Origin of the sequence: Streptomyces sp. Ru71, from assembly GCF_002920535.1 — a bacterium.
In the GTDB taxonomy this organism is placed as follows: domain Bacteria; phylum Actinomycetota; class Actinomycetes; order Streptomycetales; family Streptomycetaceae; genus Streptomyces.
This window is the reverse complement of the sequence record NZ_PQSS01000006.1, coordinates 50,018-62,800: the sequence shown is the minus strand read 5'-3', so window position 1 is coordinate 62,800 and position 12,783 is coordinate 50,018. Positions and strand designations below refer to the sequence as shown.

Here is a 12,783-nt window from a genome sequence, read left to right as displayed (position 1 = left end):
ATCAGTACGGCCGGGTCGTTCCGTCGAGGCGGACGACGACGATGGCGATGTCGTCGTTGGCGCCGCTGGCGAGGCCCAGTCGGGCGAGGAGGGCGTCGGCGAGGTGTTCCGCGCTGAACTCGGTGCAGGTGGCGAGCGTGGTGGTCAGGCGGGCCAGGCCGGCGTCGATGTCCTCATCGCGGCGTTCGATCAGGCCGTCGGTGTAGAGGATGAGGATGTCGCCGGGAGTGTAGGTCGCCGTGGCCTGGGGGCGGGGGACGTGTTCGGGGCGGGCGCCCAGCGGTGGGTCGGTGGCCTGGTCGAGCAGCTCGCAGGTGCCGTCCGGGTGCAGCAGTACGGGCGGGGGGTGGCCGGCGCTGCTGTAGATGAGCAGTTGGCTGTGGCAGTCGACGAGGACCTGGACGGCGGTGGCGGCCAGTGCTCCTTCGACCGAGCGGGCGTAGAGCCCAAGGACCTCCAGTGCCTGGGCGGGTCCGTGGACGGTGCGGGTGGCGGCGCTCAGCGCACTGCGGAGCCTGCCCATGACGGTGGCGGCCATCAGCCCGTGGCCGACCACGTCGCCGACCGTGACGGTGAAGCGGTCCGCGGGCAGGTCGACGGCGTCGTACCAGTCGCCGCACACGTTCAGTGATCCGGTGGCGGGCAGGTAGCGCACGGCGATGTTCGGGTGCCGGGCCAGGTCGGGGGAGTGGAGCATGGCTTCTTGCAAGGCGACGGCGACGCGCCGTTCACGGGCGTGGGCTTGTCGCAGCTCCTCGTTGAGCTGCTGCAGTTGTCGCGCCCGGGCGTACAGCTCGGCTTCCATGGCCGCTTCCCGGCCGGGCCTGACCGACGGCAGGTGCGCCGTGCGGCGGGAGCGGACGACGTCCGTCATGTCCTCGGACCGGTGGATGATCCAGGCGACCTTTCCGTCCGGGCCGAGGACGGGCACGTTGATCGCGGTCCACCAGCGCTCCTTGAACACCTCTGGGCTGCCGGGGACCGGGATGTCGTACTTCTGCAAAGCCATGTGATCGGTCTGGCCGGAGGACAGGACACGGTGCAGTGAGGCTTTCAGCGTCTCCACCCCGTCGGCCTCCGGGTCGGCGGGGTTGTCCGGGAAGGTGTCGAAGAGGTACTGCCCGAGCAGCTCGGCCTGGCTCCGTCCAGTCACCTCGCAGAAGGCCGGATTGGCGTCAGCGACCACCAGGTCCGTGCCGAGCACCAGGCACGGGCTCGGAAGGGCGGCGAACACCCCCGGGTAGTCGATCTTCGGTGTCACACGCGTTCCTGTCAGTCGCTGCTCTTAAATCTACTCCGCGTCCCGCGCCCGCCGAGCTTGCTCGTGGGCAGCGGGGTGGCAGCGGCGTTGCGCTCATCGGGCATCTGCCGTGATCGCGAGGTGCGCATCGAGTAGGGCGTTGACGTGCTGGAACGTCGCGAGGGCGGCACCCCCAGTGTGCCGGTGGCGTCGCCCGCCGGACGCGTGCGTACCGAAGAGATCCTCACGGAGCAGATTGGGCACAGCGGCTCAAGAGGCCTGGTGGAACGGCCGCAGTCGCGGGCTGACGCGCTGCAGGGAGAGTGCGGTCGCTGTCCTGGTCATCGCTACGCTCGGTAATCGCACGGCGTGCGAATCACCCACACCGGTGTAACGCTCGACGCCATGGACAACACGCAGATGGTCCCCCTCCGGGGCAGTGAGCGCAGCGCCCACGCGGATGCGCGCCCGGCCGGAGCGGTGAACGATTCGGAACGCATCGAGATCATGCTGGTGCTGCGCCGTCGCAGCGAGATCCCCGATGACCTGGTCGAAGGACCGAACACCATCACACGGGACGAACTGGCCGCCCGTTACGGCGCCGACCCGGCCGACATCGACATGGTGAAGCGGACAGCCGAGCAGCACGGACTGACGGTGACGCACATCGATCCTGCCTCACGCCGGATCAAGATATCCGGAACCCTCGGTGAGCTGCGGTCCGTGGTGCAGGCCGACTCGCTGACCAACGTCATGACCCCCGACCCGGCGGACCAGGGGCGCATGGTGGAGCACCGGCAGCGGACCGGCGACCTGCGCATCCTGCCCGAGTGGGACGGCGTGGTGATCGGCGTGACAGGCCTGGACAACAGACCGCAGGCCCGCCCGCACATGCAGCGCATGCAGCCCCATGCCGCGCACACGTCGTACTCGCCCGTCGACCTCGGCAAGATCTACCGCTTCCCTCCCGGTACGGACGGCAGCGGTCACACGATCGGCGTCATCGAACTCGGCGGAGGGATCCCGGAAGGCGACCTGGACGCGTACTTCACCAAGCTGGGCATCCCCACGCCACAGGTGGAGGTCGTCGAGGTGGGCAACGGCAGTAACGCACCGGGCGACCCCGCCGACGGCGAAGTGATGCTCGACATCGAGGTGATCGGCGCGCTGGCGCCCGGTGCCCGCCAAGTCGTGTACTTCGCGGAGAACAGCGCCCAGGGCTTCGCCGACGCCATCAGCACCGCGGTGTTCGCCGACCCCACGCCCACGGCAGTGAGCATCAGCTGGGGTCAGCGCGAGGACCGGTGGACGGCCCAGGGCCGCGCGATCCTCGACGCCACGCTGGCCGACGCCGCCGCCATGGGCGTCACCGTCTGTGTGGCTGCCGGTGACAACGGCAGCAGCGACGGCGACCCGACGGGCAAGCCGCACACCGACTTCCCCGCTTCGAGCCCTCGCGCCCTCGCCTGCGGCGGTACGCGCCTGGACGCCGACCCGGTCAGCGGCACCATCACCTCCGAGATCGTGTGGAACGACGGCGACGGGTCCGCCTCCGGCGGCGGCGTCAGCCGCGCGTTCAAGCAGCCCAGCTGGCAGGCGAACGTCGGCGTGCCCAACGGTGACGGCCAGGTCCGCCGGCGCGGCGTGCCCGACGTGGCGGGCGACGCCTCCCCGAGGAGCGGATACCAGGTACTCATCCACGGTCAGGACGAGGTCATCGGCGGCACCAGCGCCGTGGCCCCCCTCTGGGCCGCGCTGACCGTCCGTCTCGCCGAGGCACTCGGCCGCCCGCTCGGCATGCTCCAGCCCGTGCTGTACGACGGCGCGACACCCGGGGTGAGCCCGGCCGGCTTCCGTGACATCACGCAGGGCGACATCGGCGACTTCGCGGCCACGTCCGGCTGGGACGCCTGCACCGGCCTCGGTGTCCCCGACGGCCAGGCGCTGCTGGCCCGCCTCGCCACGGTCTGACAGGCGCACACCCGTCGAGGCACATCATCGAAACGACGAGGGTGGCGGTCACGCTCCGGCAGGAGCATGGCCGCCACCGGCACGAGCACCCGCTTGGTGACGTGATCGACGCCGATCACCAACCTTCCCTGGTCGGCACGGACGGGTGGAAGATCACCAGGCTCCGAAGCACCAGGTGATCGCCGCTAGGCTGTGGCGGTGCGTACGGTCGAGCTCCTGTTGGACGAGGAGGCAGACCTGGCGGTCCGGGAGGCCTGGCGGCGGCTCGCGGAAGCGGGGCTGCCCAGTCAGGCACGCCTCCGCTCACCGACCAACTGCCCGCATCTCACGCTGGCCTCCTGTCCGGAGCTGACCGCCCCGATTCGCTGGGAGCTCGCCGAGGCGGCTGCCGCCCTGCCCATGCCGGTTCGGTTCACCGGCGTGGTCCGCTTCGAGCGGCCCACCTCGGTGCTGGCCTGGGGGCTGGAACTCGACCCCGCCCTGGCCGGCTTGCACCGACGGGTATGGGAGGCGGTGGCCTCGGACAGCCGGCCCCGGACCCTCAACCCCTTTCACCACCCTGGGAACTGGAGCCCGCACATCACCCTCGGCCGGACTCAGCGGGCCGGTGCCTTCGCCGACCGGCGGATCCTTGAGCTGCTGCCGTCGCCACCGCTGTCGGCCCGGCTCACGACCCTTCGCAGCTACGACACCCAGACCGGCGCCCTGGAGGTGCTGGAGCCCCGCTGAGGCGCCCCCGACGTCGTGGCCGCGGGGGAGGTGGCCCGGGGATCACGGCAGGGTGCGGTGGGAGCCCCAGCAGGTGAAGCCGGCGCACCGCCGCCAGGCTGTCCTGTCCGACCGACCGTTTCCCTGCGGGACCGCGTCGGCCCGCCAGGAATGGATCACGCCCTCCCGTGGCTGTCGAGTGTGGGTCATGTCGGGTGCCGATCGCGGCACTCGGCTTCGCCGACAAGCATTTGAGGGAGTGTCATCACCATGTCCGTTACACAGCCTGCCGTCGAACGTGTGCGTGTTTCCGCGGAGTCCGACTGGTACGAGTCGGCTGGCATCTCGCTTGGCATCCAGGTCGGGAACCTGGTCTTCACATCGGGACAGGCTCCGATCGACGCCCAAGGGGCCACGGTCGGCGTGGGGGACTTCGAGGCCCAGGCCCGTCAGGCGCTCGCGAACCTGTCCACGGTGCTGACCAACGCGGGCTCCAGCCTCGCCGACACCGTCAAGGCGACGGTGTTCGTCACTGACATCACGCAGCAGGACGTCTTCGCCAGACTGCGCGCGGAGTACTTCCCGGACAAGCCGCATCCCGCGGAGTCGTTCGTCGAGGTCTCCTCACTCGCCGATCCCGAGTGGATGATCGAGATCGAGGCGATCGGTCTCATCCGCTGAGGCACGAGGCCCCCCAGCCTCGACCCTTCGTGACGGCCCGTTGGATTCCCCGGCGGGCTGTTCCGGTCGTTCGGTGCTGATCACGGGCAGGTCTGTGGCCCGGCTACCAGTTCGTGTCCGGTGCCACCGAACGTCTGCTAATCTTCCGGAGGCCGTGCGAGAGAACAAGGAGGTGGTACCCGTGAACGTATCGACGTGGGTGCTCTCCTCCGGGGTCACGGTCGGGCGATAGGTCGTCGTCCGGGAGCGCCGTTCTGTGCACTCCCGAAAGGCACGACCATGCACTTCACTTCTGAACAGCGCCTCGACGACGCTGTCCTTGAGCGCGAATTCACCCTCGGCGAGATCCCCGGCATCCTGTGGACGCCTGAATCCGCTTCCGCGTCCGCGCCGGCGCCGCTGATCCTGCTCAGCCCCCCTCCGCTCGGACTGCGCAAGGCGTACCCCCGGCTGGTGGCCCGAGCTCGGCACTCCGCGGCGGACGGCTTCGCCACGGCCACCATCGAGCTCCCTGGAAGCGGTGACCGGCCCAGTTGGGCCGCCCTCGACCAGGCCCGCGCCGACCTGCGCCGGGTGATGCAGGCCGGCGAGCCCGTCAGCGACGAGATTGTCGACGCCCTCATCCTCCCGCTGGTCGAGAAGGCGGTCCCGGAATGGCAGGCCGCGCTGGACGCCCTCCTGGCGCTGCCCGAAATCGGCGGCCCGGTCGGGTACTCGGGGGGAGTGATCTCCATCGGTACCCGGCTGGCGGCGGTCGAGCCGCGCATCTCGGCCGCTGTTCTGTTCGCCGGGAGTTTCGTCCCTCGCGTCATGTTCGAGGAGGCCCGCCAGGTCACCATTCCTCTGCACGTCCTGCTGCAGTGGGACGACGAAGGCAACGACCGGCAGGCGGCCCTGGACCTGTTCGACGCCTTCGGCTCCGAGGAGAAGACGCTGCACGCCAACATGGGCGGGCACACCGGCGTCCCGAAGTTCGCAGGCGACGAAGCGGGCAGATTCCTCGCCCGGCACCTGCGCTAGCCGCGACCGGACCCCGCCGCCAGGTCAATAGCCGCTAGGCGGTGCCGGCCGGCACGCCGCTCATCAAGGACGAGCACCCTCCTTGACGGCGGCGGCCAGCAGCTGCACAACCGCCCCGATCGCGACGGGACTGGCCATCATTGGTGTCGGCCGGTCGGGGCGGAGTTCGGGCCACAAGCGGTACGGCGCCGTACCAGTGCGCTCGTGGCCAGGGGCTGTGGCCGTCGTGGAGGGGACTTCACCGCAGCATCGACCGCTCGGTGGGTGCGAGCCGTAGGCGGTGCAGAGGTCTGGCCCACCGTTGTGAAAGTGTCGGCAGGACTTCCTTGTGCCAGCGTTCAGAACGCTCCAGGAGGTTCAGGTGGCGGTCGATGTGCCCCTCGTCGGTGAATCGCGCAAACCATACGAAGACCTCCTCGTTCGTCCGTACTGGCAGCGCCGGGAAGGTGTTCGCGGAGTGCTCCGACTGCAGGTACGCGATCGGTTCGGCGCCGGTCTCGGCCAGTACGGGTTGCACACGCTGCTCGAAGAACTCGACGAACGTCGTGTCAAATGGACTGTTGCCGTAGCAGATTGTGGCGAGGAGGAGCGACGGTGGCGATGGCGCCGGCTTGCCGGGGACTGGCCGGGCGCTGACCTGCACAGGGAACCCGCCGCGCACCGAGGCCGGCCGCAGCAGCAGTACGTCATCGGAGTCGATCATCGTCGCGTTCGCCGCGTCGCGGTGCGCCTGCCACACCGGCCCGCCGTAGAAGCTCTCCAGGGCACGGGCACGCCGCGGCATGTCGTCGAAGCCGCGGAGCCAGACGAACCGATCAGGGTCGTCCAGGTCACGGAATTGCCCGAGGACGCTCGCACCCACTGCCTCCTGGGATTCGACGAACTCACGGTCGAACAGATCGATCAGGACGTCGCGTTGTCCTGGGTGCAGCGTGTACTGCCGCAGTTCGACGACTGGACACCGTAGGGCTGTCACCGGTCTTACTCCTCGCACGGTCGATGGAACAAATTCTGTTACAACAAGCGGTATGGCGGCCGCCTGACTGACTACCGGTCTGTCGGCTAGTTCACCAGCGTCTCGCGCAGAACATCGGCGATCGACGTGTCAGCCAGCTCCCGCCGCATGGCCTGCTCGACCCGGCCGTAGACGCCGCTCAGGGCGGGCCGGATGCCTCGACCGACCGGACACTCCAGATTGGGCTCGGCGCGGTGCAGGCCGAACGGTGGCTGCGCATCGACGGCGTCATACACCTCAAGCAGGGTGATTCCCTCGGGCTCGCGGGCCAGACTCCAACCCGCACCGGCGCCGTGACGGACCTCCACCAGGCCGGCTCGTCGCAGGTCACCGAGGCTGCGTCGGATGATCACCGGGTTGGTGTTGACACTGGCCGCGATCTGCTCCGACGTGAGAACGTCCTGGCCGCGGCGCTGCGCCAGCGCCATCCAGGCCAGTGCATGCGTCGCGATGGTCAATCGACTGTTCGCCGCCATCGCCCCTCCTTATTGGTTGCAACAGCTTCTGTTACAGCCACCCTCGCAGTCAACCCACCGCCAGTCGGACGAAGTTCGCCACAGTGCGCCGGTTGTGCCGGCTCCGATAACGCACCCAAGTAACCAACCGCCCTGCCCCTCTTACCGGATGTCACAGCAAACAGCGACGCCAGGAGTCGCTGCACCGTGGCGAGGGGAGCTCCGTGATCAGTCGAACCAGACCACGAGGCGCACGTTCTCTGCGCCATGCAGCTCGGCCAGGGTCTTCATTACCTCCCAGACAGGCGCCCAGTGGGATCCCATCCCGGCCACGGTGCTTCGGCTGAGTGTGCCGGACCGATCGGTCTCGTCCCAGTCGGCGGCTGCCAACTCGGCCCAGCTGATCCACGTCGTGCCGTGTGCGTCTCGTGGCTCACCCCAGGCGTCGAACGCCTCTCGCAGTCCTTCGGAAGCGTCCTCCGGCAGGCCGCGGTCCTCGGACAGCGGCCGGAACCCAAAGGAGTTGCGGACGCCGAAGAGGCAGGCAAAGGCGTCATAAGCGTTGCCGGTATTGAGAAAGCTCGATCATTCCGCTCACGTCGGTGGACATGCGTCGCAGTCTGCCGAGCGCGGACAAGGTAGGACGTGCGTCGCGCCGCCCCGCCGGGAAGCCGGGCCGCCGCGGGTGCGAGGACGCAGGTTCGGACCCGTGATGAGGCGCGCGTCTTCAAGAAGACGGTCCTCGCACCCGCGTCCCCGGTCCTGCCCCCGCCCCGTCAAACCTTGGACGACGGGCGGATGTTCTGGTTGAGGCGGAAGAGGTTCGTCGGGTCGTAGGCGTCCTTGACCCGTACGAGCCGCTCGTGCACCGCACCGGGGTACGACGCCCGCACCCTGTCCTCGGAGGCGTCCCCGGTGAAGTTCACGTACATGGTTCCCTGGCCGTGGGCGGCGATCTCGTCGCGGGTCTGGCGGGCCCAGGCGACATGGGCGTCGAAGTCCGCCGCGGCGGGGGAGCGCGCGATCACGTTGACGAGCACGCTCGGATCACGCTGGCTGAACGCCGTGGCCTCCGCGGGCACACGGGCGAACGCACCGCCCAACTGGTGCATGTGCAGCTCGCTGAAGGGCGTGGGGGTCGTCGTGTGGCCTTGCAGCACGGCGTCGAGCGCGGCGTCGGTCGGCTCGATGAAGGCCGACGTGAAGTAGTTGTGGGCGCCGGGCGTCCACAGCGGGTCGAGCAGTGACTGCATTCCGGTGTACGGCATCGGCCCCATGAGGTCGGCGATGGGCGTGCCCAGCGTCCGCAACGGCGCGACGGCCGTCTCGCCGCTCGCGGGGTCGCCCGCGTACATGCCGGCCAGGACCACGATACGGGTGCCGTGGACCTCGGGCGGCAGGAACGGCAGCGGTGGTGCCGTGGTCAGGTTGATCAGCGTCGTCAGTTCGTCCGGCGCGTCCGCGATGAGCTCACGCCAACCGGTGATCACCTGGCGGGCCTGGGCCAGGGGGTAGACGATCAGACCGGCCAGGACCTGCGGCCCGACCGGGTGCAGCTGGTATTCGAGCGAGGTCACCACGCCGAAGTTCCCGCCGCCGCCCCGCAGGGCCCAGAACAGCTCGGAGTGCTCTTCAGGATCCGCGCGCACCACGCGGCCGTCCGCGGTGACGACCTCCGCCGCCGTGAGGTTGTCGGAGGCCAGGCCGTGACGGCGCAGCAGCCAGCCCACACCGCCGCCGAGGGTGAATCCGGAGATCCCGGTGGAGGACACCAGACCGCCGGTGGTGGCGAGGCCGAAGGCCTGCGTCTCGTGGTCGAGGTCCCCCCAGGTCATGCCGGCCTGGGCCACCACCTGCCGCTGCCGGGGGCGGACGACGGCTCCCTTCATGGCGGACAGGTCGATGACGATGCCGTCGTCGCAGGTGGAGAACCCGGCGATGCTGTGCGCGCCGCCGCGCACGGCGACGAGCAGATCCTGGCTGCGGGCGAACTCGACCGCGCGCAGGACATCCGCGGTTCCGGCGCATCGCACGACGAGCGCCGGGTGCTTGTCGTGCGCGCCGTTCCAGACGGCGCGGGCCTGGTCGTAGTCCGGGTCGCCGGGGCGGACGACGGTGCCGCGCAGGCCTGCCTGAAGTTCGGCGACGGTGGCGTCCCCCAGGATGCCCCTTGCCGTGTCGATCGACATGATCGGCTCCCTTGTTGTGAGTGTGCACCGACGTTCAGGACGCTAGGGGGCGGCTCTTAGCACTCACTCAGCAGCCGCTTTGCAGCCCGCCGTCACCCGGCACAGCACGCCGCAGCGCACCCGGCCCGCGGGTGTCGCCGAGCCGGGTGAACAGGGCATCGGCCTGAGCCGCCGCCTTCCTCGCGGCATCCGCATCACCGGCCCGCGACAACGAGTGCGCCAGCATGAGAGCGACCCATCCGGCGGCAGGCGCCGACCCGGGGACGTGCTCCAGCTGCTGGGCCCGTACCAGCAGGTCACGTGCCCGTGCCGCCTGTCCGTCGGCCCGCGCGACGAGAGCGAGGTGCAGCAGGCTGTTGACCATGCCCGGGATGTCATCGGTCTCCTGGAAGCCGGCGAGGACGCGGGCGATCGTGGCCTGCGCGCCGTCGAAGTCGCCGTCGGCCAACTGGAGCAGGCCCAGGCAGCCGAGGGCGATGCCCTCCTCCCGTCGGTCGCCGAGCCTCCGCCTGATCGACAGCGCCTCGTCCAGGTACTTGCGTGCCCGGGCGTGATCACCGCGGCTCCGGTGGATGTTGCCGAGGACGTTGAGCGCGAGGGACTCGCCGTGGGGATCGTCCAGCGCGCGGAAACAGTCGACACTCTGCTCGGCGGCGTCGACAGCGGCGGTGGCGGCGTGCGGGTCGCCATCGGTGCGCAGCGCCCATGCCAGGTTGGCCAGCGTGTAGCCGCGTGCCCGGGACCTGCCGACGGTACGGCCCGCCAGCACCGTCTCCTCGAAGAACAGCGACACCGTTCCCGCCCCGTCCTGCTCCAGCGCGTAGCCCGGCGTCATGACCGGGAAGAACGGGGCGCTCTGCGCTGCCACCTCCTCCAGCAGTCGCAGGCACCGGCGGCAGGCCGCACGCGCCACCGGGCCCTCGCCCCGGCAGACGGCCCAGACGCCTTCCAGGTGCGCCGCGACGGCCAGGGCCCTGGGGTCGCCGGCCTCCCGGGCCAGTGCACCGGCCAGGTCGAGAGCCGTGCGGGCGCGGTCCCCGACACCCCGCATCCAGAGCAGGACCGCTTGCTGACAGTGGGCGAACGCCGCCGCTGCCGCATCCGGCTGCCCTCGCTCGTGAATCCGGATGATCTGCTCCGCTATGTCCTCCAGCGGGGAGCCGTCCCCGAGACGGATCGCCAGCACCGCCCGCCCCATCAACGCCCGGGCGCGCTCCAGGGTGGGGTCCGGCGCCGCGGCCAGAGCGGCGTCCAGCCACCGTCGGCCCTCGGCGAGACGGCCCCGCTCGGGCCAGAACGACCGCAGGGCCACGGCCAGCCGCAGCGCCTTGTCCGGTTCGTGCCGCAGCAGGGAACGCAGGGCGGCACGGAGGTTGCCGTAGTCGGCCTCCAGCACCGAGGAGGCCGCCCCGGAGACGCCGGTGGGTGACTCCCGGTCCTGCGCCTCGGCGAGTGCGAGGTAGACGTGCCGGTGCCGGGCCTCGGTCACCGCCACCTCGCCCGCGGCACGCAGCCGGTCCATGGCGTACTGGCGGATCGTCTCCAGCAGCCGGTAGCGGACCTCGTCCTGGTGGGGTTCCACCCACACCAGCGACTTGTCGGCCAGCCGTCCGAGGAGGTCCAGGACCGAGGAGGCGCGCGGGGCGGGCACCGGGGAGGGATACGGGTCCAGCACAGGGGAGGCGCGCAGGTCCGGCACCGGGGAAGTATGCGCGCCCCGCACAGCGGAGCTATTCGCGTCCAGCCCACGGGAGCCACGCCCGTCCAGCCCAGCAGAGGTGTGCGGACCGTCCCCGCACACCTCCTCGGCCGCCGCGAGGGAAAAGCTGCCCAGGAACACCGCCAGCCGGCGCAGCAGACGCCGCTCCTCGGCGTCGAGGAGCCGGTGGCTCCACTCCAGGGTGGCCAGCAGCGTCTCCTGGCGGGTCGCTCCGCGTCTGCCGCCCTGGCCGAGGAGGGCCAGCGCGTCGTCGAGGCGTTCGGCGATCTGCTGCGGAGCCAGCACCCGCACCCGGGCCGCGGCCAGCTCCAGCGCCAGCGGCATGCCGTCGAGCCGGAAGCAGATCTGTGCCACGGCGGCCGCGTTCCCCGCGGAGAGCCGAAAGCCGGGCGCCGCGTCCGCGGCCCGTTCCACGAACAGTCGCACGGAGGCGAAGCGCCCCAGCTCCGCCACGGACGGCAATCGGTGCGGATCCGGCAGGCTCAGCGACGGCACCCGGAAGGTCCGCTCCCCGTATGCGCGCAACGCTTCCCGGCTGGTCGCGAGGACGAGGACGCCCGGGCACCGGGCGATGATCTCGGAGACCAGGGCGGCGCACGCGTCGATCAGGTGCTCGCAGTTGTCCAGGACGAGCAGCATCTCCCGCTCGCCGAGCTGGGCGATCAGAGCGTCCCGGCCGCCGCCGTACGGCGGAAGCTGCAGGTCCAGCGCCGTGGCGACGGCCTCCGGCACAAGGTCCGGTTCCGCCAGACCGGCGAGGTCCACGAACCACGCCCCGTCCCGGAAGTCGTCGGCCCGGCGTGCCGCCACGGCCAGAGCCAGCCGCGTCTTGCCGCACCCACCGGCCCCGGTGAGCGTGAACAGACCACTGCGAGCGAGCATCTGCTCCACCTCGGCCGTCTCGCGCTCCCTGCCGATGAGAGGTGTGGCCGGCGTCGGCAGACGGCGCCGCGACGACCCCGCATGCGGGCGCCCCGGTGACCGGGCCCGCCCTTCCGGCACCTCGACGGAGTCGGCCAGCAGCTCCCGGTACAGACGGCGCGTCTGCGGATCGGGGTCGGAGCCGCTCTCCCGACGGAACTGGTTCCGCAGACCTTCGTAGACAGCCAGTGCCTCCCCTCGTCGTCCGGCCTCGGCCAGCACACGCATCAACGCCCGGTACGCCGGCTCATGCAGTGGGTCATCAGTGATCAGCGTGCGCAGCACCTCGACGGCCTCACTCGCGCGACCGTCACGCTCCAGCGCCTCGCCCAACCCCAGCCGCAGCGTCGTACGCCGGGCCAGCAGCGCCTCGGCCGCCTCGCTCACCCATGTCTCGTAACGGTCCTCCGGCAGCAGATCTTTTTCACCCAGTGCCAGCGCGGTGCGGTAGTCCGCCGGCTCCCCGCTGTCGTACGCCCGCCGGGCCGCCGCCTCGAAGTCGTCGAGGTCGATCCGGACACCGTCGCCGGCACCGAGCAGTACCAGGTCGTCGCGGAGGAGGACGGCGTCGCCGGGTGTACCGACCGCGCCCAGCGCTCGTCGCAGGGCGTGCAGCGCCTGGTGCAGGTTGTTGGCCGCCGCCGTCCGGTCGAGGTCCGGCCACAGCAGTTCGTAGAGCTGGTCGCGGTGCATCCGGTGGCCCGGTGACAGGCAGAGCAGCTTCAGCAGAGTTCGGGCCTTGCGCAACCGCCACGCCCCGGCCGGCACCGGGCGGTCGGCCACCGCCACGGTGAAACCACCGAGGAGCCGGATGCGCACCTGGTCCGTCATGACTGCCTCACGAGCAGGCTACCGCCGCGCGC

The 12,783-nt window shown here is 70.6% G+C and carries 9 protein-coding genes; 4 read left to right on the top strand and 5 right to left on the bottom strand.

What is annotated here, in order from left to right:
- Nucleotide 1 precedes the first annotated feature (1 nt).
- Nucleotides 2-1,261: a SpoIIE family protein phosphatase gene (locus C3489_RS05770; RefSeq protein ID WP_103780540.1), complete on the bottom strand. Its 1,260-nt coding sequence runs from the start codon at nucleotides 1,259-1,261 to the stop codon at nucleotides 2-4.
- Between the two features lie 384 nt (nucleotides 1,262-1,645).
- Here C3489_RS05770 and C3489_RS05765 point away from each other — a divergent pair, with 384 nt between their 5' ends.
- The 4 genes from C3489_RS05765 (at nucleotide 1,646) to C3489_RS05750 (ending at nucleotide 5,620) form a co-directional block, all read left to right on the top strand.
- Nucleotides 1,646-3,211, top strand: a complete 1,566-nt coding sequence (locus C3489_RS05765; protein WP_103780538.1) for a S53 family peptidase — start codon at nucleotides 1,646-1,648, stop codon at nucleotides 3,209-3,211.
- Between the two features lie 198 nt (nucleotides 3,212-3,409).
- A complete protein-coding gene (locus C3489_RS05760) occupies nucleotides 3,410-3,940 on the top strand; it encodes a 2'-5' RNA ligase family protein (RefSeq protein ID WP_103780731.1) in 531 nt (176 codons plus the stop codon).
- A 279-nt stretch (nucleotides 3,941-4,219) separates the two neighbouring features.
- Nucleotides 4,220-4,600 (top strand): RidA family protein, encoded by a 381-nt coding sequence (locus C3489_RS05755; RefSeq protein WP_258054576.1) that lies wholly within the window; start codon nucleotides 4,220-4,222, stop codon nucleotides 4,598-4,600.
- A gap of 279 nt (nucleotides 4,601-4,879) precedes the next feature.
- Nucleotides 4,880-5,620: an alpha/beta hydrolase gene (locus tag C3489_RS05750; protein WP_103780535.1), complete on the top strand. Its 741-nt coding sequence runs from the start codon at nucleotides 4,880-4,882 to the stop codon at nucleotides 5,618-5,620.
- Between the two features lie 238 nt (nucleotides 5,621-5,858).
- On the opposite strand, the gene C3489_RS05745 is transcribed toward C3489_RS05750, so the two are convergent.
- From C3489_RS05745 to C3489_RS05725, 4 genes are all read right to left on the bottom strand, one after another.
- Nucleotides 5,859-6,596, bottom strand: coding sequence for an NIPSNAP family protein (locus tag C3489_RS05745; protein ID WP_103780533.1), 738 nt, complete (start codon nucleotides 6,594-6,596; stop codon nucleotides 5,859-5,861).
- Nucleotides 6,597-6,682: 86 nt separating this feature from the next.
- Nucleotides 6,683-7,111, bottom strand: coding sequence for an Rrf2 family transcriptional regulator (locus tag C3489_RS05740; protein ID WP_103780531.1), 429 nt, complete (start codon nucleotides 7,109-7,111; stop codon nucleotides 6,683-6,685).
- A gap of 755 nt (nucleotides 7,112-7,866) precedes the next feature.
- Nucleotides 7,867-9,279 (bottom strand): FAD-binding oxidoreductase, encoded by a 1,413-nt coding sequence (locus tag C3489_RS05730; RefSeq protein ID WP_103780530.1) that lies wholly within the window; start codon nucleotides 9,277-9,279, stop codon nucleotides 7,867-7,869.
- A 67-nt stretch (nucleotides 9,280-9,346) separates the two neighbouring features.
- Nucleotides 9,347-12,751, bottom strand: coding sequence for a BTAD domain-containing putative transcriptional regulator (locus C3489_RS05725; protein WP_103780528.1), 3,405 nt, complete (start codon nucleotides 12,749-12,751; stop codon nucleotides 9,347-9,349).
- Nucleotides 12,752-12,783: the final 32 nt, after the last annotated feature.

Coding starts and splice junctions, on each gene's coding strand:
- C3489_RS05765 (WP_103780538.1), top strand. CDS start 1,646: ATGGACAACACGCAGATGGTCCCCCTCCGGGGCAGTGAGCGCAGCGCC.
- C3489_RS05750 (WP_103780535.1), top strand. CDS start 4,880: ATGCACTTCACTTCTGAACAGCGCCTCGACGACGCTGTCCTTGAGCGC.
- C3489_RS05740 (WP_103780531.1), bottom strand. CDS start 7,111: ATGGCGGCGAACAGTCGATTGACCATCGCGACGCATGCACTGGCCTGG.
- C3489_RS05730 (WP_103780530.1), bottom strand. CDS start 9,279: ATGTCGATCGACACGGCAAGGGGCATCCTGGGGGACGCCACCGTCGCC.
- C3489_RS05725 (WP_103780528.1), bottom strand. CDS start 12,751: ATGACGGACCAGGTGCGCATCCGGCTCCTCGGTGGTTTCACCGTGGCG.